The 23,582-nt window shown below is 69.2% G+C and carries 22 protein-coding genes; 13 read left to right on the forward strand and 9 right to left on the reverse strand.

The genetic code is table 11. The features are described from left to right. Positions 1-24: 24 nt before the first annotated feature. On the forward strand, positions 25-1,341 hold the full coding sequence (gene phoR, locus AAG895_RS00655; RefSeq protein WP_345793643.1) for a phosphate regulon sensor histidine kinase PhoR: 1,317 nt from the start codon (positions 25-27) through the stop codon (positions 1,339-1,341). Here phoR and AAG895_RS00660 read toward each other — a convergent pair. The 8 genes from AAG895_RS00660 to gatC all read right to left on the reverse strand — a co-directional run bounded on the left by AAG895_RS00660 (position 1,328) and on the right by gatC (position 9,517). Continuing rightward, complete coding sequence (locus AAG895_RS00660) at positions 1,328-2,926, reverse strand: hypothetical protein (protein ID WP_345793644.1); 1,599 nt, start codon at positions 2,924-2,926, stop codon at positions 1,328-1,330. The genes phoR and AAG895_RS00660 overlap by 14 nt on opposite strands. Positions 2,927-2,937: 11 nt before the next feature. Then, positions 2,938-3,357: an HIT family protein gene (locus AAG895_RS00665; RefSeq protein WP_345793645.1), complete on the reverse strand. Its 420-nt coding sequence runs from the start codon at positions 3,355-3,357 to the stop codon at positions 2,938-2,940. A 77-nt stretch (positions 3,358-3,434) separates the two neighbouring features. Beyond that, complete coding sequence (locus AAG895_RS00670) at positions 3,435-4,256, reverse strand: class II glutamine amidotransferase (RefSeq protein WP_345793646.1); 822 nt, start codon at positions 4,254-4,256, stop codon at positions 3,435-3,437. Positions 4,257-4,344: 88 nt separating this feature from the next. Then, positions 4,345-5,436, reverse strand: a complete 1,092-nt coding sequence (locus AAG895_RS00675) for a YeeE/YedE family protein (RefSeq protein WP_345793647.1) — start codon at positions 5,434-5,436, stop codon at positions 4,345-4,347. Between the two features lie 218 nt (positions 5,437-5,654). Next, positions 5,655-7,115: an Asp-tRNA(Asn)/Glu-tRNA(Gln) amidotransferase subunit GatB gene (gene gatB, locus AAG895_RS00680; protein ID WP_345793648.1), complete on the reverse strand. Its 1,461-nt coding sequence runs from the start codon at positions 7,113-7,115 to the stop codon at positions 5,655-5,657. A gap of 32 nt (positions 7,116-7,147) precedes the next feature. Then, complete coding sequence (locus tag AAG895_RS00685; RefSeq protein ID WP_345793649.1) at positions 7,148-7,642, reverse strand: hypothetical protein; 495 nt, start codon at positions 7,640-7,642, stop codon at positions 7,148-7,150. A gap of 20 nt (positions 7,643-7,662) precedes the next feature. After that, on the reverse strand, positions 7,663-9,135 hold the full coding sequence (gene gatA, locus AAG895_RS00690; RefSeq protein ID WP_345793650.1) for an Asp-tRNA(Asn)/Glu-tRNA(Gln) amidotransferase subunit GatA: 1,473 nt from the start codon (positions 9,133-9,135) through the stop codon (positions 7,663-7,665). Positions 9,136-9,229: 94 nt separating this feature from the next. Further along, a complete protein-coding gene (gatC, locus tag AAG895_RS00695) occupies positions 9,230-9,517 on the reverse strand; it encodes an Asp-tRNA(Asn)/Glu-tRNA(Gln) amidotransferase subunit GatC (protein ID WP_345793651.1) in 288 nt (95 codons plus the stop codon). A 169-nt stretch (positions 9,518-9,686) separates the two neighbouring features. Between gatC and AAG895_RS00700 the strand changes: the two genes are divergently transcribed. From AAG895_RS00700 to lipA, 11 genes are all read left to right on the forward strand, one after another. Beyond that, on the forward strand, positions 9,687-10,730 hold the full coding sequence (locus tag AAG895_RS00700) for a rod shape-determining protein (RefSeq protein ID WP_345793652.1): 1,044 nt from the start codon (positions 9,687-9,689) through the stop codon (positions 10,728-10,730). Positions 10,731-10,795: 65 nt separating this feature from the next. Further along, positions 10,796-11,674, forward strand: a complete 879-nt coding sequence (gene mreC / locus AAG895_RS00705) for a rod shape-determining protein MreC (RefSeq protein WP_345793653.1) — start codon at positions 10,796-10,798, stop codon at positions 11,672-11,674. A gap of 3 nt (positions 11,675-11,677) precedes the next feature. Further along, positions 11,678-12,199 carry a rod shape-determining protein MreD gene (gene mreD / locus AAG895_RS00710; RefSeq protein WP_345793654.1) on the forward strand — a complete coding sequence of 174 codons (522 nt, stop codon included), beginning with the start codon at positions 11,678-11,680 and terminating at the stop codon, positions 12,197-12,199. Positions 12,200-12,211: 12 nt separating this feature from the next. After that, positions 12,212-14,254, forward strand: a complete 2,043-nt coding sequence (gene mrdA, locus AAG895_RS00715; protein ID WP_345793655.1) for a penicillin-binding protein 2 — start codon at positions 12,212-12,214, stop codon at positions 14,252-14,254. Beyond that, on the forward strand, positions 14,251-15,393 hold the full coding sequence (gene rodA, locus AAG895_RS00720) for a rod shape-determining protein RodA (protein ID WP_345793656.1): 1,143 nt from the start codon (positions 14,251-14,253) through the stop codon (positions 15,391-15,393). Before mrdA ends, rodA begins: the two co-directional genes overlap by 4 nt. Positions 15,394-15,408: 15 nt before the next feature. Further along, positions 15,409-16,578, forward strand: a complete 1,170-nt coding sequence (locus AAG895_RS00725; RefSeq protein WP_345793657.1) for a septal ring lytic transglycosylase RlpA family protein — start codon at positions 15,409-15,411, stop codon at positions 16,576-16,578. Positions 16,579-16,690: 112 nt separating this feature from the next. After that, positions 16,691-17,818 carry a D-alanyl-D-alanine carboxypeptidase family protein gene (locus tag AAG895_RS00730; protein ID WP_345793658.1) on the forward strand — a complete coding sequence of 376 codons (1,128 nt, stop codon included), beginning with the start codon at positions 16,691-16,693 and terminating at the stop codon, positions 17,816-17,818. Positions 17,819-17,838: 20 nt separating this feature from the next. Next, on the forward strand, positions 17,839-18,699 hold the full coding sequence (locus AAG895_RS00735) for a D-amino acid aminotransferase (RefSeq protein WP_345795348.1): 861 nt from the start codon (positions 17,839-17,841) through the stop codon (positions 18,697-18,699). Next, entirely contained in the window at positions 18,692-18,976 is a 285-nt protein-coding gene (locus AAG895_RS00740; RefSeq protein ID WP_345793659.1) for a DUF493 domain-containing protein, read from the forward strand. Before AAG895_RS00735 ends, AAG895_RS00740 begins: the two co-directional genes overlap by 8 nt. After that, positions 18,973-19,641 carry a lipoyl(octanoyl) transferase LipB gene (lipB, locus tag AAG895_RS00745; RefSeq protein WP_345793660.1) on the forward strand — a complete coding sequence of 223 codons (669 nt, stop codon included), beginning with the start codon at positions 18,973-18,975 and terminating at the stop codon, positions 19,639-19,641. The genes AAG895_RS00740 and lipB overlap by 4 nt, the downstream gene beginning before the upstream one ends. Positions 19,642-19,695: 54 nt before the next feature. Continuing rightward, a complete protein-coding gene (lipA, locus tag AAG895_RS00750; RefSeq protein WP_345793661.1) occupies positions 19,696-20,643 on the forward strand; it encodes a lipoyl synthase in 948 nt (315 codons plus the stop codon). A gap of 4 nt (positions 20,644-20,647) precedes the next feature. Here the strand turns inward: lipA and AAG895_RS00755 are convergent, their stop codons facing one another. Further along, on the reverse strand, positions 20,648-21,295 hold the full coding sequence (locus AAG895_RS00755; RefSeq protein ID WP_345793662.1) for a pentapeptide repeat-containing protein: 648 nt from the start codon (positions 21,293-21,295) through the stop codon (positions 20,648-20,650). Positions 21,296-21,524: 229 nt separating this feature from the next. Between AAG895_RS00755 and AAG895_RS00760 the strand changes: the two genes are divergently transcribed. Then, entirely contained in the window at positions 21,525-23,516 is a 1,992-nt protein-coding gene (locus tag AAG895_RS00760) for a UvrD-helicase domain-containing protein (protein ID WP_345793663.1), read from the forward strand. Positions 23,517-23,582: the final 66 nt, after the last annotated feature.

Genomic DNA, 23,582 nt, shown 5'->3' on the forward strand with positions numbered 1-23,582 from the left:
CTGGCTGCCCGTCACGGACCGCGCGTGATCCAGCGCCCCCTCACCTATCTCACCCTCGGCGTTGCCATCCCCGTGGTGGCGGTGCTCGCCCTGGCCGTGCTCGCCGGACTCTACCGCGGGAGCGATGCCGCGCTCGCGCTGATCTTCCTCGGCTTCGTCGGTGTCGCCATCATGTTGGGACGCAATCTGCGCCTGCTCGTCTCCTGGGCGCGGCAACCGATCGGCACCCCCGCACCGCAGGTCGAGGGCCTGTGGGGCAGCGTGTTCGCCGAGCTCGGCCACCGCTTCCAGCGCGAATGCGAAGTCAAGGAGCGGCTGTCGGCCGAACTCGGGCGCTTCCAGCAGGCTGCGACGGCAATGCCCGACGGCGTCATCTATCTCGCCGAGGACGACGTCATCGAGTGGATGAACCCGATGGCCGAGCAGCACTTCGATCTCGACCGCCGCAAGGACCTGCGCACTGCGCTGCCGAATCTCATCCGCCAGCCCGAGTTCATCGCCTACCTCGCCGCCCGCGACTACGCCGAACCGCTCGTCATGCGTTCGCTGCGGCGGCGCGACCGTACCCTGCAGGTGCAGGTGATCGCCTTTTCGGGCAACCGCCGCATGGTGCTGTCGCGCGACATCTCGCAGCTCGAGCGCCTCGAGAACATGCGACGCGACTTCGTGGCCAACGTCTCCCACGAACTGCGCACGCCGCTGACCGTCGTCGGTGGTTTCCTGGAGACGCTGATCGACGGGCTCGATGACTTCTCCCGCGCCGACGTCATCCACTACCTGACGCTGGCGAGCGAGCAGTCCAACCGCATGCAGCGTCTGATCGAGGAGCTCCTCACCCTGTCCGCGCTCGAGACCGGTGCGCCGGCGCAGGTGGACGAGACCGTCGATGCCGCAGCCCTCGTCGAGGAGGTATTCAGGGACACCGAACTGCTGTCGGCGGGCCGCCACGAAGTCCGGCTGGTGCTCGAAGGCGGCGGCGTCCTCCGCGGCAGCCGCAAGGAGCTGCTCAGCGCGTTCTCCAATCTGGCCAGCAACGCCGTGCGGTACACCCCTGCGGGCGGGCACATCGAGATCGGCTGGCGCGCCGACGAACAGGGCGGTGAATACTGGGTCGGCGATGACGGCATCGGTATCGACCCTGCCCACATCCCGCGCCTCACCGAGCGCTTCTATCGCGTCGACCGCGGGCGCTCGCGCGAGACCGGCGGTACCGGTCTCGGGCTCGCCATCGTCAAGCACGTCGTCACCCGCCACCAGGGCGAACTGTGCATCGACAGCCGGCTGGGCGAGGGTAGCCGGTTCGCGATACGTTTCCCGGTGGCGCGCGTCAGGCAGGACTGAGCGTCGGGTCGACGAGCTCGAAGCTGCACTGGTCGAAATTGTTGCCGCGCAGCAGCAGCTTGCGCAGGCAAACCTGACGCAGGGCCTCGCCGTCGCGGACCTCGATGACGCGTTCGGCGCGGAACCACATCGGCGGCAGCACCAGCGCGCCGGCTGACTTGAGGGCCGGTGAGGGAGGCAGCATGAAGGCCTGGTGGAAGGGCTCGCGGGTGCCGGGTGCGGCCAGCTGGCGAACCGAGACCACGCGCGGCACGCCCGGCAGCACGTTGACACCCACCTCGAGCGCGCCGTCCGCGCGGTACATCAGCCAGCTCAGATCGGCGATCACCATCTGATCGGCGTCGAGCGGGCGGATGCCGACCAGCTGATGGTGCTCGAGGCGTACGCCGCGTCCGGCGTACTGGAGACGAAAACCGCCCACGGACTGGTCGAGGATGTCCCAGCGCTCGGCGTCGAAGCCGAACGGCTCGTTGCGCTCGCGCAGGGGCGAGGGTGCCGCGCTGGCGACGCGTTCGCCGAAGGTGAGCAGGGAGATGTCGTCCTGCAACCTGCGCCGCGGGCTCTCGCCGGCAGGCTGCTGGAAGATCCGGCCGCTGAGGGCGAAGCCGATCGCCAGCCAGTCGCCGGTCAGCTCGACCTGCCCGGCCTTGGCGCGGCGCGGGAAGCGCCGCCCCGATGCGGACAGGCCCCACGGCCGGTAGAGCGAGAGCAGCAGGCGGGCGCTGGCGCTCGTCGAGCAGTCCTCGCCGAGACCGAGTGAAGCGGGTTTCACGCCGCGCTTGAACTGCGCCAGCACGGCCTGGATCTGGGTGGCGAGGTTGCTGCCGTCGAACCGCATCAGGGTGGGGGTGCGAGGTAGCAGGCCGAGCGGACGCAGGCCGCCGTCGCCGGCGATGTCGACCCCATAGACGTTGGGCTTCTGTGTGTCCACGTCGGTTTCGAGCGCGCAGTAGGGCGCGAAGCGCTGGGCCCAGCGCATCACCCAGTTCAGTTCGCGCTCGCTGCGGCCATAGGGGTTGGCGAGCTCGACGAGCAGGATCGCGACGAAGGCCTCGTGCGGGCTCTGTGCGTGCCAGACGTCGTTGAGCGCATCGGCGACGCGGATGCGGGCGAGCCCGTCGCGTGCAGCGTCGCGGTAGCTGGCGTGCAGCGCGCCCCACAGGCCGGTCGGCAATTCGCGGTGGGCGCGGAAGTATTCGACCAGGGCCTGCCCCGCGTAGGCTACCCGGCGCTGGGCGAGCAGGGCGCGCTGGTCCTCGAGGATGCGTTCGGTGGCGTCCGCGTCGGCGATCGCCGCGTAGGATTCTGCCATCGCCTGCCACAGGCCCACCACCTCGGCGAGCACGGCGTCCTCGTCGCGGCCCGGGGGCAGCGGATGGGCGCTGTACGCGCGCGCCATCTCGCCCTGGACGAAGTTGAGCGTGTCACGCGCGGCCTCGAGCACCTCCAGGTGCTGGTTGGGCGCGGGGCGCGCGGCAAGCAACCCATGCACGATGCGGGACAGGCTGACATGCGTGTTGCGGAAATCGATCGGATGCAGCTTGCGCAGCAGATCGAGGCAGGCGGCGGGCTGGGTGTAGTCCATGGCGTGCGGGCTCAGTCCGGCATTCCGGCGTTGAGTGCGTCGTCGATGGCACGCGCGAGCGCCACCGGATCGGCAGCGGCGTGAATGCGGCCCTCGCGTTGCGGCGCGCCCCACACGGACTCCGGGAAATGACGGTCGTCGCGGTAGCGCGGGATTACGTGCCAGTGCAGATGGGGAACCATGTTGCCGAAGCTGGCGAGATTGATCTTTGCCGGGTGCAGCAACGCACGCAGGGCGGACTCGGTGGCCATCACGACCGCGAGCAGGTGGCTGCGGTCGGCGGGCGCGAGGTCGGTCATCTCGGCCACGTGCTCGCCCCACACCACGCGGCAGAAGCCTGGGTGCGCCGGGTCATCGACGCGGATCACGCGGCAGCGCTCGTCTTCCCAGATGACGTTTTCGGGCGCCAGGGCGCATAGCGGGCAATCCATGTTCGGTCTCGATGTCGGGAAAACGGGGCGACGGCCCTCGAATCTAGCCTGTCTGCAGCCGCACGGGCGAGGAACTGTTACGCACTCGCCGCGGTGCGCGGGAAGTCCTGCGCCACCGTCGTCGTCTCGCCGAGGGCGACCGGCACGCCTTCCTTGAAGGCGAGCAGGTTCCCGGGCGGGATCGCGGTCCAGCACTCGTTGTCGGTAAGCGCCGTGGTGGCGATCACCGCCACGCGGTCATTCGGCGTGGTCACCCGGCTGAAGTCGAGCGTCAGGTCCTCGTCGGCGAGATGCGCGACCGCGAACGGCGCCTTGCGGATGATGTAGACGAGCCGCGAGGAGCAATGCGCGAACAGCCAGTCGCCATCCGACAGCAGGAAATTGAATTCGCCCAGACTGCCGACCTCGCAGGCCAACTCGCGCAGCGTGGCGTGGAGTTCGGCGGCGGGCGGGTTGCCCTGCGGGAAGCGGGTGGCGAGCGTGTCGAGGATGTAGCAGAACGCGCGCTCGGAGTCGGTCGTGCCCACCGGGGCGAAGCGGCCGGACAGGGGCGGCGCGAAATGCTTGAGGTTGCCGTTGTGGGCGAAGATCCAGTAGCGCCCCCACAGCTCGCGCTGGAACGGGTGGGTGTTCTCCAGGCGCACATCGCCCTGGGTGGCCTTGCGGATGTGGGCGATGACGTTGAGCGAGCGGATCGGGTAGTGCTTGACCAGTTCGGCGACCGGCGAGTGGGCGCTCGGCGCGGGGTCGAGGAACATGCGCACGCCCTTGCCCTCGAAGAAGGCGATCCCCCAGCCGTCGCGGTGATGATCGGTGAGCCCGCCGCGGGCGCGAAAACCCGCGAACGAGAAGCAGATGTCGGTCGGCACGTTGCAGTTCATGCCCAGCAACTGGCACATGGCGGGACCCTCGGTCAGGCGATGCGTCGCAGTATACCGAAGCGATCGCGGCAGCCGTTGCCCGGGGTGCGCCGCCAGCGGTCGTTCGTCACGGCGCGCTGGGCACGGCCGGCGTGCGCAGGCTGGCTGCGCCCGCCCGGTCCACCAGCCAGTCGGTCAGGCTCGCGCCCAGCCACATCGCGGTGAGCGTCACCCAGGCGGTGAGCGCGAACACCGCCGCCCCGGACACCCCCGCGCCCACCGCGCAGCCGCCGGCCAGCATGCCGCCGAAACCCATCAGCAGCGCGCCGGCGATGTAGCGGCGCATGGCGTGCCCGCCCTGGAAGCCCTCGAGCTTCAGCTCGCGTGCGAGCAGCCCGGCGAGGAAGGCGCCGAGAAACACCCCCGGCACCATGCCCAGATCGAAGTTGAGCGCCTGCCCGGGTGGCGACAGCACGAGCATCAGCACGTCGGCCGACGGGCCGGTGAAGGACAGGCTCTGCACCGGCATGGGCACGAACAGCAGCCCCGCCAGCCGGTAGGTGAACCACCACGCGACGCCGACCATGAGCCCCGCGCCGATCCCGCCGATCCAGCCCCAGGCGTTCACGCGGTGCCGATGGGCGAACCAGATGCCGGCGGCGAGCCAGACCAGCCCGAACAGCAAGCCGCCGGTCCGGCCGAAGCCGGTGAGGGCGAGCAGGTCGCGCGCGCTGCCGCCGTCGATCGTCCACAGGCCGGCGAGCGTCTCGCGCCACGGCGACAGGATGCCGGTCATCGAGGCCTGCGCGGTGACGGCGAAGATCAGCCCTGAGAGCAGCGCGCGCAGGTTGCCGTTGGCCGCCAGCACCAGCAGCCGGCTCGAGCAGCCGCGCGCCAGCACCATGCCGATGCCGAACAGCAGTCCGCCGATGGCCGCGCCGGACAGGCTGCCCTGGCTGGCGAGCTGGCGGACGTTGCTGGTGTCGAACTGCCCGGCGAGCTGCAGCGACTGGGTGAGGAGGAGGGCTGAGGAGAAGGCTAGCAGCCATACGGCCAGGCGCGGGCCGAAGCGCATGCGCGCGACCTCGACGACCGCCGCGCGCAGGCAGAATTGCGAACGCTGGGCGAAGAAGCCGAAGGCGGCGCCGATGAGCAGGCCGCCCAGCGCAAGACCGCGGTCTTCTCCGAGCCACTCGACGAACCCGGCGATCGTCTCCACGCGTCCTCCCGTACCGGATCATGGCCGGTGTGATCACCATTCAACAATATAAGAATGTGAGCACTTACAAAAGGTGCGTGATGCATCCGACCGCGGGTGGACGCCCGCGCGCGGCCGGGCAACGGGCCGACTGTTGCCGGAGAAGGGCGCAGCGTGCACCCCTCCCGCGGTCAGGATGGCGACGGGCGCGCGGGTTCGCGCGCCGGCGCGCCCGCGGCTCAGGCGCCGAGCTTCTTCTTCAGCAACTCGTTGACCTGGGCCGGGCTGGCCTTGCCCTTGCTCGCCTTCATGACCTGGCCGACCAGCGCGTTGAAGGCCTTCTCCTTGCCGGCGCGGAACTCGTCGACCGACTTCTGGTTGGCCGCGAGCACCTCGTCGATCATGGCCTCGATCGCGCCGCTATCGGTGACCTGCCTGAGGCCCTGCTTGTCGATGACCTCGTCCGCCGTCGCACCTTCGCCGTTCCACAGCGCCTCGAACACCTTCTTGCCAATCGCGTTGGAGATGGTGCTGTCGGCGATGCGCGCGACCAGTCCGGCGAGCTGCGCCGGCGACACCGGCGATGCGCCGATGTCGAGTTCGGCCTTGTTGAGGCGCGCGGCAAGGTCGCCCATGACCCAGTTGGCGCAAGGCTTGGCGAGCGCCGCGCCGGCGGCCGACACCGTAGCCTGATAGAAATCGGCGACTTCCTTGGAGGCGGTGAGCGTGGTGGCGTCGTAGGCCGACAGGCCCCACGCGTCCATGAAGCGCGCCTTCATCGCCCCCGGCAGCTCGGGCATCTCCGCCTGTACGCGTGCCTTCCACTCCTGCGAGATCACCAGCGGCAGCAGGTCGGGGTCGGGGAAGTAGCGGTAGTCGTGGGCGTCTTCCTTGCTGCGCATCATGCGCGTCTCGCCGCTGTCGGGGTCGAACAGCACGGTGGCCTGCTGGATGCGCCCACCGTCCTCGATGGTGTCGATCTGCCACTGAACCTCGTAGTCGATCGCCTGCTGCAGGAAGCGGAAGGAGTTCAGGTTCTTGATCTCGCGCCGCGTGCCGAACTCGGTGGCGCCCTTCTTGCGCACAGAGACGTTGGCGTCGCAGCGGAACGAGCCTTCCTGCATGTTGCCGTCGCAGATGTCGATCCAGCGCACCAGCGCGTGCAGCGCACGGGCGTAGGCCACGGCTTCGGCCGAGGAGCGCATGTCGGGCTCGGAGACGATCTCGAGCAGCGGCGTGCCGGCGCGGTTGAGGTCGATGCCGGTCATGCCGTGGAAGTCCTCGTGCAGGCTCTTGCCGGCGTCCTCCTCGAGGTGGGCGCGGGTGAGGCGCACGGTCTTCTCGTAGGCCTGCTCACCCTCGCCGACGCGGATCGTGATCGCCCCGCCGACCACGACCGGCAGGTCCATCTGGCTGATCTGGTAGCCCTTGGGGAGGTCGGGGTAGAAGTAGTTCTTGCGCGCGAACACGCTCTTGTCGGCGACGTGGGCGCCGATGGCGAGGCCGAAGCGGATCGCGCGCTCGACCGCGCCGCGGTTGAGCACCGGCAGCACGCCGGGGAGCGCGATGTCCACCGCGCTCGCCTGGCGGTTGGGCTCGGCGCCGAAGGCGGTGCTGGCGCCGGAGAAGATCTTGCTGGCGGTGTTGAGCTGGGCGTGGACTTCCAGCCCGATGACGACTTCCCAATCGGATCGGCTCATGGTGTGTTCTCGTGTTGCGTGCGGCCGGTCGCTCAGTGGCACTGGCCATTGGACCGATCGACGATGATCGGCCACAGGTAATCGAAGGCGCCGGGCGTGCAGCGTGCGGCGCAGCGCGAAAAGCCCACGGTGACCGCCTTGCCCTGCTCCCAGATGTCGACGGTGCAGCCATCGGCGGCGCGCAACTGCACGCTCGGCTTCTCGCGTGTCTGGGAGAAGGGGCCGTGGATCCGGCAGCTGCCGCGGCGGGGGATGTCGATGTCGGCATTGAAGGTCCTGACCTTCGACTGTGCGACGTCGAGCGTGATGCGGGTGGTGTAGCCGGCTTCGTCGCGAAAGCGGCAATCCGCGCGCACGTCGAGCGGCCGCCACGGCATCGCGCGCAGCTTTCCGCCCGCGCTGCTCGGACGCTCGAGGACGTCGTCGCCGATCGGCGCCTCGCCCGGCGCGCGCAGGCTCGGCGGTGCGCACGCGGCCAGCGCGGCCGCGGCGGCCACGACGGCGAGCCGGCGGCTCAGGCGATGCATGGTGCTGCGCCCCACGCGACTCAGGCGGCGCAGGCCGGCCGGCGCGCGTGCCAGTCGGTGGCCTGCTGGAAGCGGTGGGCGGTGTCGAGCAGGCGCGCCTCGGCGAAGTAGTCGCCGATCAGCTGCAGGCCCACCGGCAGGCCGCCGGCACCGAAGCCGGCCGGATGCGAGAGGCCGGGCAGGCCGGCGAGGTTCACCGCGATCGTGTAGATGTCCGACAGGTACATCTGCACCGGGTCGTCCGCCATCTCGCCGAGCGCCCACGCGGTGCGCGGCGTGGTGGGGCCGGCGATGAGGTCGCAGTGCTGCAGGGCGGCCTGGAAGTCCTGCGCGATCAGCCGGCGCAGGCGCTGCGCCTGCAGGTAGTAGGCGTCGTAGTAGCCGTGCGAGAGCACGTAGGTGCCGACCAGGATGCGGCGCTTGACCTCGGCGCCGAAGCCCTCGGCGCGGCTCTTCGCGTACATGTCGGCGAGGTCGCCGTAGTCGGCGGCGCGGTGGCCGTAGCGCACGCCGTCGAAGCGGGACAGGTTGCTCGAGCACTCCGCGGGGGCGATCACGTAATAGGCGGGGATCGCCAGGCTCGCGTTGGGCAGCGAGACCTCGACCGTGGTGGCGCCGAGCGTGCGGTACTGGTCGAGCGCGGCGTCGATGGCGGCGCGCACGTCCTCGGCCATGCCTTCGGCGAAGAACTCGCGCGGCAGGCCGATGCGCAGGCCTGCGAGCGGCTTCGCCCCCGCCGGCGCGGCGAGCGCGGCGGCGTAGTCCTCGGTGGGGCGTTCCAGGCTGGTGGAGTCGCGCGCATCGAAGCCGGTCATCGCGGACAGCAGCAGCGCGCAGTCCTCGGCGCTGGCACCGAAGGCGCCGCCCTGGTCGAGCGAGGAGGCGTAGGCGATCATGCCGTAGCGGCTCACCAGGCCGTAGGTCGGCTTGATGCCGGTGATGCCGCAGAAGGCCGCAGGCTGGCGCACCGAGCCGCCGGTGTCGGTGCCGGTTGCGATCGGCGCCAGGCGCGCGGCGACCGCCGCGGCCGAACCGCCGGACGAGCCGCCGGGCACGCGCCCGAGGTTCCATGGGTTCTTCACCGCGCCGAAATGCGAGCTCTCGTTCGACGAGCCCATCGCGAACTCGTCCATGTTGGTCTTGCCCAGGCTCACCGCGCCGGCGGCCTTGAGCAGGCTGACCACGTGGGCGTCGTAGGGGCTGACGAAGTTCGCCAGCATCTTCGAGCCGCAGGTGGTCAGCACGCCTTCGGTGCAGAACACGTCCTTGTGCGCGAGCGGGATGCCGGTGAGCGGTCCCGCGCTGCCGGCGGCGATGTGCGCATCGGCGGCGCGGGCGGCGGCAAGCGCGCCTTCACGATCGACGGTGATGAAGGCGTTGAGCGCGGGGTCGAGTTCGTCGATGCGGTCGAGGAACAGGGTGGCGAGTTCGACGGCGGAGATCTGCCGGGCGTCGAGCGCACGGCGCAGTTCCGGGAGGGAAGCGTTGATCATTTTTCGGGCAGGCAGGTGGGCGCCGCGGCAAGCGGCCGGCGGATGCGGCCGGCGTGGGCGGGCGCAGCGACGGGAGGGGTGGCTGCGGAGCGGATCATTCGATGACTTTCGGCACCAGGTAGAGGCCAGCCTCGGTCTGCGGCGCGACGCTCTGGAAGGCGTCGCGGCGGTCGGCCTCGGTGACGAGGTCGGGGCGCAGGCGGGTGGCCAGCTCCTGCGGATGACTCATCGGCTCGACACCGGTGGTGTCGACCGCCTGCATCTGCTCGATGAGGCCGAGGATGCCGTTCAGCTTGGCGCGGGTGGCGTCCAGTTCGGTGTCGGAAAGCGCGATGCGCGCGAGGCGGGCAATGTGCCCGACTTGGTCATTGGACAGCGACATGAGGTAACAAAACCTGCTGAATCCACAAAGGTTTGTAGGTTATCATAACTGTCTTTGCCCCGCCCGGGGCTGCGCCGCTTAGCGGTAGCGGGCGGGGTTTTCGCGTTGCCGCACGGATCAAGACGCGGCGGCTCGCGGCTCGACCACTTCACCGGTTTCGGAAGGCTTCATGTTCGGTTTCCTGCGCTCCTACTTCTCCAACGATCTCGCGATCGACCTTGGCACGGCCAACACCCTGATCTATGTGCGCGGCAAGGGCATCGTGCTGGACGAACCCTCCGTGGTGGCGATCCGCACCGAAGGCGGTCCCAACGCAAAGCGCTCGATCCAGGCCGTCGGCCATGCCGCCAAGCAGATGCTCGGCAAGACGCCGGGCAACATCACCGCGATCCGTCCGATGAAGGATGGCGTGATCGCCGATTTCGTCGTCACCGAGCAGATGATCAAGCAGTTCATCAAGAAGGTGCATGACTCGCGCCTGCTGTCGCCGTCGCCGCGCATCATCATCTGCGTGCCCTGCGGCTCGACCCAGGTCGAGCGCCGTGCGATCCGCGACGCGGCCCTGGCGGCCGGTGCCTCGCAGGTGTTCCTGATCGAGGAGCCGATGGCAGCTGCGATCGGCGCCGGCCTGCCGGTGTCGGACGCCACCGGCTCGATGGTGGTCGATATCGGCGGCGGCACCACCGAGGTCGGCGTGATCTCGCTCGGCGGCATGGTGTACTCGGGCAGCATCCGCGTCGGCGGCGACAAGTTCGACGAGTCGATCGTCAATTACATCCGCCGCAACTACGGCATGCTGATCGGCGAGACCACCGCCGAGAAGATCAAGAAGGAGATCGGCTCCGCCTTCCCCGGCTCCGAGGTGCGCGAGATGGAGGTCAAGGGCCGCAACCTCGCCGAAGGCATCCCGCGCAGCTTCACGATCTCGTCCAACGAGATCCTCGAGGCGCTCACCGAGCCGCTCAACCAGATCGTGTCCGCGGTCAAGATCGGTCTCGAGCAGACCCCGCCCGAACTGGGCGCCGACATCGCCGAGCGCGGCATGATGCTCACCGGCGGCGGCGCGCTGGTGCGCGACCTCGACCGCCTGCTGATGGAAGAGACCGGCCTGCCGGTGGTGGTGGCCGAGGAGCCGCTGACCTGCGTCGCGCGCGGCTGCGGCATGGCGCTCGACAAGATGGACAAGCTCGCTTCCATCTTCACCTCCGAGTGACGCGCCGCCCCGGCACATCCCGCCGGGGCGCGCCGCCTCCAACCTGACGGCCCCTGGTTTTCCGGATGTCTCTCGTCGGCCATCAGCCTCCCCCGATCTTCAAGCGCGGACCGGCGCCGCTGGCGCGCCTGTTCGTGTTCGTCGCGCTCTGCCTGGTGATGCTGGTGGCCGACCTGCGCTTCCGTTACCTCGAGGTGCTGCGCAACGCGCTCTCGGTGGTCACCTATCCGCTGCAGATGGCGGCGGCCACGCCGGCGGACGTGGTGAGCAACGCCGCGCGCTATTTCGGCACGCTGATCGACGTGCAGCTCGAGAACGCCGAGCTGCGCCGCCACCAGCTCGGCGCCGGCGAGCGTTTGCTGCGCTTCGAGCATCTCGAGCAGGAGAACGCCCACCTGCGCGAGCTGCTGCAGATGTCGCGCCGGGTGGAGACCAGGAGCATCGCCGCGGACATCCTCTACAACGCGCCCGACCCCTTCGCGCGCAAGGTCATCCTCGACCGCGGCGCGCAGCAAGGCGTGGAGCCGGGTCTCGCGGTCGTCGATGCGCAGGGGGTGATCGGCCAGATCACCCGCGTCCATCCGGTCCAGTCCGAGGTCACCCTGCTCACCGACCGCAACCAGTCGATCCCGGTCAGCGTGGTGCGCAATGGGGTGCGTGGCGTGCTCTACGGCGTGGGCCGCGGCATGCTGGAGATGCGCCACGTGCTCGCCGACGTCGACATCCGCGTCGGCGACCAGCTCGTCACCTCGGGGCTGGATGGCGTCTTCGTGCCCGGACTGCCGGTCGCTACGGTGACCAGCGTCAACCGTGACACCGACGCCTTCGCCCGCATCGAGTGCGAACCGCTCGCCGCGATCGAGCGCAGCGTGCAGGTGCTGGTGGTGGGTCGCGCGGCCTATCCGCCGCCCCCGCCGCCGGCGGACGAACAGGGAGGGCGCTGAGTCGTGCAGCCGACCAACCGTTCCAGCCGCATCCTGCTGCCGGTCAAGCAGTGGTTCGTCTACCTCAGCCTGTTCGTCGCCCTCGGCCTCGAATACATCCCCACCGGCCGCACCCCGGGCCTGCCCGACTGGGTGGCGCTGGTGCTGGTGTTCTGGTGCGTGCGCGAGCCGCTGGTGATCGGCATGGGCGTGGGCTTCGTGTTCGGCCTGCTGATGGACGTCGGTCTCGGCGCGGCGATGGGCCAGCATGCGCTCGCCTATGTCGTGCTCGCCTATCTCGCCAACAGCCTGGCGCGGCGCGTGTTGTGGTTTCCGGCCTGGCAGCAGGCGCTGCACGTGCTGCCGCTGCTGCTGCTGGCGCAGCTGCTGATGGTGGCGGTGCGGCTGCTCGCCGGCGCGGAGTTCCCGGGCTGGTCGTACTTCCTGTCGAGCTTCAGCAGCGCGCTGCTGTGGCTGCCGCTGTCCTTCGTGCTGCTGCTGCCCCAGCTGCAGCCGGTCGAGCGCGATGACAACCGCCCGATCTGAGGCCGGCGGGCGATGACCGAGTTTCGCGCACCGGCGGCCGAACTCGCGCGCTTCCGCCTGCGGGTGGTGGTCGCGGTGCTGTTCGTGCTCGTCTGCCTCGGCGTGCTCGCCGCGCGCTTCCATTTCCTGCAGGTGCAGCGCCACGATTATTTCCTCACCCGTGCCGAGGACAATCGCATCGCCCTGCTCCCGGTCGTCCCCCACCGCGGCACCATCGTCGATCGCAAGGGCGTCGTGCTGGCGCGCAACTACGCCACTTACACGATCGAGATCACGCCCTCGAAGGTACGCGACCTCGAGGCCACGCTGGACGAGATCGCCACCCTGGTGGCGATCGATGCGCGCGACCGCCGCCGCTTCCGCAAGCTCTACGAGGAGAGCCGCAACTTCGAGAGCGTGCCCTTGCGCAGCCGGCTCAGCGACGAGGAGGTTGCGCGCGTGGTGTCGCAGCGCTATCGCCTGCCGGGCGTGGACGTGAAGGCCCGCCTGCTGCGCGACTATCCGCAGGGCACCACCGCCTCGCACGTGATCGGCTACATCGGCCGCATCAACGAACGCGACGTCGAGCGCATCGAGGAAGCTGGCGAGGCGGCCAATTACCGCGGCACCCTGCACATGGGCAAGGCCGGGCTGGAGCAGTCCTACGAGAACGAGCTGCACGGCACCACCGGGGTCGAGCAGGTCGAGGTCAATGCCGGCGGACGGGCGGTGCGCGCCCTGTCGCATACGCCGGCGACACCGGGCAACGATCTCGAGCTCACCCTCGACATCGAGCTGCAGAAGGTCGCCGAGCGGGCCTTCGGCGACCGTCGCGGCGCGCTGGTTGCGATCGAACCGGCCACCGGCGGCGTGCTGGCGCTGGCGTCGATGCCGACCTATGACCCCAACCTCTTCGTCGACGGCATCTCGACCCAGGACTGGAAGGCGCTCAACGACTCGCCCGATCATCCGATGCTGCACCGCGCGATCTATTCGACCTACCCGCCCGGCTCAACCTTCAAGCCCTTCATGGCCCTCGCCGGGCTCGAGGCCGGCAAGCGCACCGCCGGTCAGGCGATCCACGACATCGGTTACTTCAACTTCGGCGGCAACCGCTTCATGGACGACAAGATCGGCGGCCACGGCATGGTCGATCTTCACAAGTCGATCGTGGTGTCGTGCAATACCTATTACTACCAGCTCGCCAACGACCTCGGCATCGAGGGCATCTCCGGCTTCATGGCGCCCTTCGGCTTCGGCGACCGCACCGGCATCGACCTGCCGGGCGAGGCGACCGGCGTGCTGCCCTCCCCGGACTGGAAGCGCAGTCGCTTCCGCAAGCCCGAGCAGCAGCGCTGGTATGCCGGCGAGACCATCTCGGTCGGCATCGGCCAGGGCTACAACGCCTACACGCCGCTGCAGCTCGCCAACGCGATGGCGGCGCTGGTCAATGACGGCAAGCTGTTCCGCCCGCACGTGGTCAAGTACGTGGTCGATTCGCGCACCGGCCAGCGGCGGGCGATCGAGCCCGAGCCGCTGCGCGAGATCCCGCTGCGGCAGGCCCACATCAAGGCGGTGCTCGACGCCATGGTCGACGTGAACAAGAGCGGCACCGGGCGGCGCGCCTTCCAGGGCGCGCCCTATAGCGTCGGCGGCAAGACCGGCACCGCGCAGGTGTTCTCGCTGCGCGGCCAGCGCTACGTGGAGAAGAACGTGCGCGAGCGCCTGCGCGACCACTCCTGGTTCGTCGCCTACGCCCCGGCCGAGAACCCCAGGATCGCGCTCGCCGTTCTGGTCGAGAACGGCGGCTTCGGCGCGCAGTCGGCGGCGCCGATCGCGCGCCAGGTCATCGACTATTACCTGCTGAACCAGCCCTCGGCCGCGCCCGCCGCGGAGGACGCCGAGGCGGTGGAGGGCGCCGACGACGCTCCGCCGGCGGGCCCCGAGACCGAGGCCGTCCCTGACGCCGCTGCAGCCGGCGCCCAAGGCGATCCCTCTCAGCCCGCCCCGCTCCCGCGTTCGCAGGCGGTGGTCGCCGCGCAGGCGCCCGGCACGCCAGTGAGGAGCGGGCGATGAACGACAGCCGTTTCAACCCGCTGGCCCTGGTGCGCGGCTTCCTGCGGCCGATCGACCCCGTCCTGATGCTGCTGCTCGCGGTGCTCCTGGCCTATGCGCACGTGCTCATGCAGAGCGCCTCGCCCGAGCGGCTCGATTCGCAGATCACCCATATCGGCATCGCGCTCGCCGGCATGTGGGTGATCGCCTTCTTCAAGCCGCAGCGGCTGCTGTCCTTCGCGGTGCCGCTGTATCTGCTCGGCGTGCTGCTGCTGGTGGCGGTGGAGCTGTTCGGCGAGGTGTCCAAGGGCGCCCAGCGCTGGCTCGACCTCGGGGTGGCGCGCATCCAGCCCTCCGAACTGATGAAGATCGCCATGCCCCTGATGCTGGCGTGGTTCTTCCAGCAGCGCGAGGGCCAGACCCGCTTCCTCGACTTCATCGTCGCCGGCGTCCTGCTGCTGGTGCCCGTCGGGCTGATCCTCGTCCAGCCCGATCTCGGCACCAGCCTGCTGGTGGCGGCGTCCGGCCTGTACGTCATCTATTTCGCCGGCCTGTCCTGGAAGCTGATCATTCCTCTGGTGGTGGCGGTGGTGATCGGGCTGGGCTCGATCGTGGCCTTCGGCGACACCCTGTGCCAGCCCGAGGTGGACTGGCAGGTGCTGCGCGAGTACCAGAAGCAGCGCGTGTGCACCCTGCTCGACCCTACCCGCGACCCGCTCGGCAAGGGCTTCCACATCATCCAGTCCACGATCGCGATCGGTTCCGGCGGCGTGACGGGCAAGGGCTGGATGGACGGCACCCAGACCCACCTCGCTTTCCTGCCCGAGCGCCACACCGACTTCATCTTCGCCGTGCTCGCCGAGGAGTTCGGCCTCGTCGGCGCCCTGGCCCTGCTCGCCACCTACATCGCGCTGCTGCTGCGCGGCTTCCACATCGCCGCCAACGCGCCCACCCACGCCGCGCGCCTGCTCGCCGGCGCGATCACGATGATCTTCTTCACCTACGCCTTCGTGAACATGGGCATGGTGAGCGGCATCCTGCCGGTGGTGGGGGTGCCGCTGCCCTTCATCAGCTATGGCGGAACCGCGCTCGTCACGCTCTGTCTGGGTATCGGCATCCTGATGAGCATCCAGCGCAGCCGTTTCGCCGACAAGACCTGAAAGCCCGAGAAAAGCATGCATCCCGAGCACGCCCCGTTGCCGGCCGCCCATGTGGGCGCAGACCCGTTTCCTCGCGTCGATCCCTTCCGCTCCCGGTGCGCGCCGCTGCGGCGCTGCGCGCTCGTCCTCGCCGCGATCTGCGCCGCCGCGCTGCTGTCGGCCTGCGGCTCGGCGCCCAAGCGCGATGCCGAGGCGACCGCCGCGCCGGTGCCCGAGACCGCGCGTCAGGCCGTGACGCGCGGCGGCGGTTACTACAAGGACGACGGCCCGGACGACACGGTTCCCGACAACCTCGACGCCATCCCCGACGCCGAGCCGCGCGACGAACCGCTGCACCGCTTCGCCAACCGCCCCTACCACGTCATGGGGCAGAGCTTCGTGCCCGCCACCGAGGTGCGCCCGTTCCGCCAGCGCGGCCACGCGAGCTGGTATGGCCGGCGCTTTCACGGCAACCCGACTTCCAGCGGCGAGCCCTACGACATGTATGCGATGACCGCGGCGCACCCGACGCTGCCGATCCCCAGCTACGCGCGCGTCACCCATCTCGGCAACGGACGCTCGGTGGTGGTGCGGGTGAACGACCGCGGCCCCTTCCTGCGCGGGCGGGTCATCGACCTGTCCTATGCCGCCGCGCACAAGCTCGGCTACATCAACGCCGGCAGCGCCCAGGTCGAGGTCGAGCAGATCCTCCCCAGCGAGGCGCCGCTCATGGCCGCAGCGCGCGCGGTGCCGCCCTTGCCCGCGCGCGACAAGGAAGGCGTGATCGCCGCCGGCGAGCCGCAGCCCGCGGCGCGTGCGCTTCCTCCTCTCGCCCAGGCGGCGCCCGCCGCAGCGGTCGCCCAGGCCGCGGCCGGCGCCGCCTCCGGCACTGCCGCCGCGCTGGCCTCCGAATGCGGCCCCTCGCCCGCCTGCGGCGCAGCCGAAGGCTTCGCGCCGCCGATCGCCTCGGCGAGCGGCGGCATCTTCCTGCAACTGGGCGCGTTCTCCTCCTACGCCAATGCCGAGGGTTTCCGCGACACCGTGCAGGGCCAGGCCGGGAAGCTGGCCGAGCGCTTCGAGCTCTTTGCCGACGGCGAGCGCTTCCGCCTCCACGCCGGGCCCTACGAGTCGGTCGATGCGGCGCGCAACGCGGCCGAGCGCATGGGCACGCTGCTCAAGCTCAAGCCCTTCGTCGTCGTGCGCTGAACCCGCTGTCCGTCGCGGCGGGTTGCAACAAAGGCTTTCGTTTTTTGGCCTGTCCCGAGGCGGCGCCTATAATCAGGCGCTTCCGCTCTTCTTCACTCCCCAGGTTTTCCCGATGCGTTTTCTGATTGCCGTACTCGTTTCACTGTTTTCCTTGAGCGCGCTGGCGCAGTCCATCCCGGCCCCGGCGCTCGCTGCCAATGCGTGGGTGCTGGTCGACCACGCCACCGGCCAGGTGCTGGCCGGCAAGGATCCCGACGCCCGCATCGAGCCGGCCTCGCTCACCAAGCTGATGACCGCCTACCTGACCTTCGCCGCGCTCAAGGCCGGGACCCTGACGCCCGACCAGGTCGTGCCGGTGTCGACCAAGGCCTGGCGCATGGAAGGCTCGCGCATGTTCATCGAGCCGAACAAGCCGGTCACCGTGGACGAGCTGATCCGCGGCGTGATCGTGCAGTCGGGCAACGACGCCTGCGTCGCGCTCGCCGAGACCATCGCCGGCAGCGAGGAGGCCTTCGCCGCGCTGATGAACCGCGAGGCCCAGCGCCTGGGCATGAAGAACACCAACTTCACCAACTCCACCGGCCTCCCCGACCCCCAGCTGTACACCAGCGCCGGCGACCTGGCGATCCTCGCCGCGGCGATCATTCGCGACTTCCCCGAGTACTACAACCTGTATTCGCTGAAGGAATTCACCTACAACGGCATCAAGCAGCCCAACCGCAACCGCCTGCTGTACATGGACCCGACGGTCGACGGCATGAAGACCGGCCACACCAGCAGCGCCGGCTACTGCCTGGTGTCGACCGCCCAGCGCGGCGAGCGCCGCCTGATCTCGGTCGTGCTCGGCGCCGCCTCCGATACCGTGCGCGCGCAGGAGTCGCTCAAGCTGCTCAACTTCGGCTTCCAGTTCTACGAGACCGTCAAGCTCTATGCCGCCGACCAGGCGCTTTCGCAGTTCCGCGTCTGGAAGGGCAAGCTGAACGAGCTGCCGGTGGGCTTCACCAGCGATTTCGTGATGTCGTTGCCGAAGGAATCGGCCGACAAGATCCAGGTCACCCTCGAGAGCCGTCAGCCGCTGGTGGCGCCGATCGAGAAGGGGCAGCCGGTCGGCACGCTGTCGCTGACCGTCGATGGCAAGCCGTTCGGCCAGTACCCGGTGGTCGCGCTCCAGGACGTGCCGGTGGCGGGCTTCTTCGGCCGCCTGTGGGACGCGATCGTGATGTTCTTCAAGAGCCTCTGAGGCGCGACATGAGTTCGAGCGTGGTCACCGCCTACGTCGATGGACGTTACCTGCCGCTCGCCGAGGCGCGGGTGTCGCCGATGGACCGCGGCTTTCTGTTCGGCGACGGCGCCTACGAGGTCATCCCGGTGTATTCGCGCCGCGCCTTCCGTCTCGACGAGCACGTCGCCCGGCTGGCCAACACCCTGGGCGCGATGCGTCTGCCCAACCCGCATGCTGCCGAGGAATGGAAGGCGCTCATCCTCGAGCTGGTCGCCCGCAATCCCTGGGACGACCAGTCGGTGTACCTGCAGGTCACCCGCGGCGCCGACACCAGGCGCAACCACGCCTTCCCCGGGCCGGAAGTGAAGCCCACGGTGTTCCTGATGAGCGAGCCGCTCGTCACGCCGAGCGCCGGGCAGCGTGCCAGCGGCATCGCTGCGGTGAGCGCCGCCGACATCCGCTGGCTGCGCTGCGACCTCAAGACGGTGTCGATGCTCGCCAACTGCCTGCTGCGCCAGCACGCGATCGACCAGGGCTGCATGGAGACGGTGCTGTTCCGCGACAGCTTCCTCACCGAGGGCGCGGCCTCCAGCATCTTCGTGTGCAAGGATGGCGTGCTGCTCGTGCCGCCCAAGAGCCACCTGATGCTGCCCGGCATCACCTATGACGTGGTGCTCGAGCTTGCGCGCAGCCACGGCATGAAGCACGCGGTGCGCGAGGTGCTCGAGGCCGAGGTGCGCAGCGCCGACGAGCTGTGGATGACCTCTTCCACCAAGGAAGTGCTGGCGATCACCACGCTCGACGGCCGCCCGGTGGGCGATGGCAAGCCCGGTCCGATGGGCCGCCAGATGCACGCCTGGTACCAGGACTTCAAGAACACGGTGATGCGCAATGGCTGAGCAGCAAGGCGCGCAGACGCGCCAGACCCTGATCGAGTATCCCTGCGACTTTCCCATCAAGGTGATGGGCGCGCGGGTGGATGGCTTCGCCCAGGCGGTGATCGAGGTCGTGCTGCGCCACGCGCCCGACTTCGAGCCCGCCGGCGCCGAGATGCGACCCTCGAGCAAGGGCAACTACCTGGCGGTGACCTGCACCTTCCGTGCGGTGTCTCAGGTGCAGGTCGATGCGCTCTACCGCGAGCTCACCTCGCACCCGATGGTCAAGGTGGTGCTGTGATCGTCAAGCGCCTCGGCGTGGTGGAGTACGCGCCGGCGCTCGAGGCGATGCGCGTGTTCACCGCCGGGCGCAGCGCCGACACGCCCGACGAGATCTGGCTGCTGCAGCACCCGCCGGTATATACGCTCGGCCAGGCAGGCAGACCCGAGCACCTGTTGAAGAACCCGGCCAGCATCCCGCTGATGCACATCGACCGCGGCGGCCAGATCACCTACCACGGCCCCGGCCAGCTCGTGGCCTATCTGCTGCTGGACCTGCGCCGACGCGGGCTCAAGGTGCGCGAGCTGGTGTGGCTGATGGAGCAGGCGATCATCGACACCCTGGCCGACCATGGCCTCGCGGCCGAGCGCAAGGATGGCGCGCCCGGCGTCTACATCGCCGGCGACAAGATCGCCGCCCTCGGCCTGCGGGTGAAGAACGGCTGCAGCTACCACGGCCTGGCGATCAACGTCGACGCCGACCTCGCCCCCTTCGGCTGGATCAACCCCTGCGGCTACGAGGGCCTGAAGACGATCCGCATGAAGGACTTCGGCGTCGACGCCAGCGTGGAGGCGGTCGGCGAGCGCCTGCTGGGCCATCTGCAGCGCCTTTTGCCGCCCATCATCGGCGCCGATACGCCCCATCAGACGCAGCCGGCTGCCGCGGCGGCCGCTCCCGGGCCATAATCGAGCCCGCCCCCTCGTCCCTTCCTACCCGGAAACCCACAGAGAACAGCGACCATGGAAACCCCAGCGCGCAAGCAGCGCGGCGCCGACAAGACCGCCCGCATCCCGATCAAGATCGTCCCCGCCGAACGCCTCAAGAAGCCCGAGTGGATCCGCATCAAGCTCGGCGCCGGCCAGGAGGCCGAACGCTTCAACGAGATCAAGGAAACGCTGCGCGAGCACAAGCTGCACACCGTGTGCGAGGAAGCCTCCTGCCCGAACATCCATGAATGCTTCGGCAAGGGCACCGCCACCTTCATGATCATGGGCGACATCTGCACCCGCCGCTGCCCGTTCTGCGACGTCGGCCACGGCCGTCCCGAGCCGCTCAACGCCGACGAGCCCGCCGACCTCGCCAGGACCATCGCCGCGATGCGCCTGAACTACGTGGTGATCACTTCGGTGGACCGCGACGACCTGCGCGACGGCGGCGCCCAGCACTTCGTCGACTGCATCCGCGAGACGCGCGCGGCCTCGCCCAGCACCCGCATCGAGGTGCTGGTGCCCGACTTCCGCGGCCGCATGGAGATCGCCCTCGACATCTTCGACGCCGCGCCGCCCGACGTCATGAACCACAACCTCGAGACCGTGCCGCGGCTGTACAAGCAGGCGCGCCCGGGGTCGGACTACGCCTATTCGCTCGAGCTGCTCAGGCAGTTCAAGGCCCGCCACCCCGAGGTGCCGACCAAGTCCGGCCTCATGGTCGGCCTCGGCGAGACCGACGACGAGATCCTCGAGGTCATGCGCGACATGCGCGCCCACGACGTCGAGATGCTCACCATCGGCCAGTACCTGCAGCCCTCCGGCGGCCACCTGCCGGTGCTGCGCTACGTGCATCCCGACACCTTCAAGATGTTCGAGACCGAGGCGCTGAAGATGGGCTTCAAGAACGCCGCCTGCGGCCCGATGGTGCGCTCGAGCTACTGGGCCGACCAGCAGGCGCACGGCGCCGGAGTGGTGTGAGCCCTCACGGGCAGCCCTTGCAGCCGTCCGTCTGTGCGTTGAGGAAGATCGCCTGATCCAGGTTGGCGCCGGTGAGGTCGGCGTCGGTGAGCTGCGCACGGGTGAAGTTGGCGCCTTTGAGGTTGGCGCCGACGAAGGATGCGCCCGAGAGCTTGGCCGCGCGCAGATTGGTGCGCGGCAGGTCGGCTCCGTCGAAGCGGGCGCGTTCGGCGCGTGCGTTGGTGAGATCGGCGCCGCCGAGCTGTGCGGCGGAGAGGTCGGCGTCGTGAAGATCGGCGTTCTGCAGGATGGCGTTGCGCAGCCGGGTCCCCTTCAGGCTGGCGCCGCTCAGGCGCGCGCCGCGCAGGTTGGTGCGCAGCATCGAGGCCTCGTCCATGACCGCGCCCGCCATCTCGGCCTGGAAGAAGTTGGCCTCGTCGAGCGTGGCGCCGCGCAGGTTCGCGCCGGAGAGGTCGGAGCGGGTGAACTGCGAGTTAGCCAGGTTCACCCCTTCCAGGTTCGCTCCGTTGAGGTTCATGTCGGTGCATAGCGTGCCGCGGCGGATGTCGCAGCCGCCGATATTGCCGGCGCGCTGGGCGTGGGCGGGAGCGAGCGAGGCGATCAGCAGGGTGACCGAGAGGGTGGCGAGCAGCGTGGTGCGGATCTTGGGCATGTGTCCTTGTCTGTCCGGTGAGCGCTTCTGAAGTCGCGGCCGATTGTGCGTGCCCCGTCGCGGCTTGTCACCTGTGATGCGGGACCATGCGGATGCGACAGACCGAATCTCGAAAGGTGCCGGCGGACGGTGCCCTGCGTTCTGTAACGGTGGCGGCCGGGCGCGGGCGATGGGCTAAAATTGCAGCCCGCCACCCGCCCGGGTGGCTTCGTTTTTCAGTGCTGCCACGATGTCCGCCCTCCTCAACGCGCCCCAGCGCGAAGCGATCCGCTATCTCGACGGCCCCTGCCTGGTGCTGGCCGGCGCCGGCAGCGGCAAGACGCGGGTGATCACGCACAAGATCGCGCACCTGATCAACGCGTGCGGCATCAGCGCGGCCAACATCGCCGCCATCACCTTCACCAACAAGGCCGCCAAGGAGATGCAGGAGCGCGTCGCCCACATCATGGGCGGGCGCGTGCCGGGCGGGCTCACGGTGTGCACCTTCCACGCGCTCGGCGTGCGCATCATCCGCCAGGAGGCCAAGCACTGCGGGCTCAAGCCGCAGTTCTCGATTCTGGATGCCTCCGACACCGTGCAGATCGTCTCGGACGTCGCCGGCGACAACGACAAAGGCATCGCCAAGCAGATGCAGTGGCAGATCTCGTCGTGGAAGAACGCGATGATCACGCCCGAGGAGGCCGCGCAGCTCGCCGACAACGAGATCGCCTCGGTCGCCGCCAAGCTGTACAAGGAGTACGAGCGCACGCTGCGTGCCTACCAGGCGGTGGATTTCGACGACCTGATCGCGCTGCCGGTGCGCCTGTTCGACGAGCACCCCGAGGTGCGCGAGCGCTGGCAGAACAAGCTGCGCTACCTGCTGGTGGACGAATACCAGGACACCAACCGCGCCCAGTACCGGCTGCTCAAGCTGCTGTCGGGCGTGCGTGGCGCCTTCACTGCGGTGGGCGACGACGACCAGGCGATCTACGCCTGGCGCGGTGCCGACGTCGAGAACCTGAAGCTGCTGCAGCAGGACTACCCGAAGCTCAAGGTGATCAAGCTCGAGCAGAACTACCGCTCCTCGCGCCGCATCCTGGAAGCCGCCAACACCGTCATCGCCCACAACGAGAAGCTCTTCGACAAGCGCCTGTGGTCCGAACACGGCCAGGGCGAGCAGATCGTCGTCACCAACTGCCGCGACGCCGAGCACGAGGCGGAATGGGTGGCGACCAAGATCGCCGCGCACAAGTTCGAGCACCGCACCCGCTTCAAGGACTACGCCATCCTCTACCGCGGCAACCACCAGGCCCGCATCATCGAGCAGCAGCTGCGCAACAACCGCATCCCCTACGTCATGTCGGGCGGGCAGAGCTTCTTCGACAAAGCCGAGATCCGTGACCTGATCGCCTGGCTGCGCCTGCTGGTGAACGAGGACGACGACCTCGCCTTCATCCGTGCCATCACCACCCCGCGCCGCGGCATCGGCGCCGCCACCATCGAGGCGCTCGGCGCCTACGCCGGCCACCGCCACACGAGCCTCTTCACCGCGGTGTTCGAGGAAGGGCTCACCCAGCACCTCAACGCCAAGCAGTTGCAGGGCGTGCAGGAGTTCGCCGCCTACATCAACCGCCTGCAGTACCGCGCCCCGCGCGAGCCCGCGGCGCAGCTGCTCGAAGACCTGCTCGCCGCGATCCGCTACGAAGCCTGGCTGTTCGAGCACTGCGACACCCGTGAGGCGGAATCCAAGTGGAGCAACGTGCGCGACTTCGTCGGCTGGCTGGGCCGCAAGGGCGAGGAGGACGGCAAGAACCTGCTCGAGCTCACCCAGACCATCGCGCTGATGTCCATGCTCGACAAGGAAGACCCCGACTTCGACGGCGTGCAGATGGCGACCCTGCACGCCTCCAAGGGGCTGGAGTTCCCCCACGTCTTCCTGGTCGGCGTCGAGGAAGGCCTGCTGCCGCACCAGAGCAGCATCGACGAGGACAAGGTCGAGGAGGAGCGCCGGCTGATGTACGTCGGCATCACCCGCGCCCAGCGCAGCCTCAACCTCACCTGGTGCGAGCGGCGCAAGTCGGGCAAGGAGTTCCGCCCCTGCGAGCCGAGCCGCTTCATCGCCGAGATGGGCGGCGACATCCGCATGAACGACCGCAAGACCGCGCAGCCGGTGACGAAGGAAGAAGGCAAGGCGCGGCTCGCCAACCTGATGGCGATGTTCGAGAGCCGCGACAAGCCTTGAGTCTTCGCCCGTGCTGCCGTAAACGCTCAGCACGAACCAGCTGCGGGCCGGCCATCCTTGCCGTGC

The sequence above is a fragment of the Thauera sp. JM12B12 genome (genome assembly GCF_039614725.1).
Taxonomy (GTDB): Bacteria; Pseudomonadota; Gammaproteobacteria; order Burkholderiales; family Rhodocyclaceae; genus Thauera.